The organism is Burkholderia sp. HAN2018, from assembly GCF_024704855.1.
Taxonomy (GTDB): Bacteria; Pseudomonadota; Gammaproteobacteria; order Burkholderiales; family Burkholderiaceae; genus Burkholderia; species Burkholderia cepacia.
In genome coordinates this window covers 1-473 of sequence record NZ_QOBB01000585.1, presented here as the reverse complement: position 1 = coordinate 473, position 473 = coordinate 1, and the positions used below count along the sequence as shown (strand labels likewise).

Below are 473 nucleotides of genomic sequence, written 5' to 3'. Positions count from 1 at the left end.
TGACTGGCTCAATCGCCAATGCAAAATTCTCGGTTCATCGTATGAACCAAGCACTTAGCGTTGGTGATTGGTGGAGGCAGACGGGATCGAACCGACGACCCCCTGCTTGCAAAGCAGGTGCTCTCCCAGCTGAGCTATGCCCCCATGTACAGATTTGCCTCAGGTGTTAGCCGGTCGGCTTGGGGTACTCGTAAGCGCTAAAGCGCTAACGATCACCGACACGTCAGACAATGGTGGGTCTGGTTGGATTCGAACCAACGACCCCCGCCTTATCAAGACGGTGCTCTAACCGACTGAGCTACAGACCCCTGAGTCTGTCTTTAATTTACAGCCGATAAGCGTGAGCGCTCAATTTTGCGAGAAGCTCTGGAAAGGAGGTGATCCAGCCGCACCTTCCGATACGGCTACCTTGTTACGACTTCACCCCAGTCATGAATCCTACCGTGGTGACCGTCCTCCTTGCGGTTAGACTA

At 53.9% G+C, this 473-nt stretch carries 2 tRNA genes and 1 rRNA gene; all 3 read right to left on the bottom strand.

From position 1 onward, the window contains the following. Positions 1–68: 68 nt before the first annotated feature. Positions 69–144 (bottom strand) — tRNA-Ala (locus DPV74_RS41930). An 87-nt stretch (positions 145–231) separates the two neighbouring features. Beyond that, positions 232–308, bottom strand: a tRNA-Ile gene (locus DPV74_RS41925). A 62-nt stretch (positions 309–370) separates the two neighbouring features. Continuing rightward, positions 371–473 (bottom strand): 16S ribosomal RNA (locus DPV74_RS41920); the annotation flags it as partial.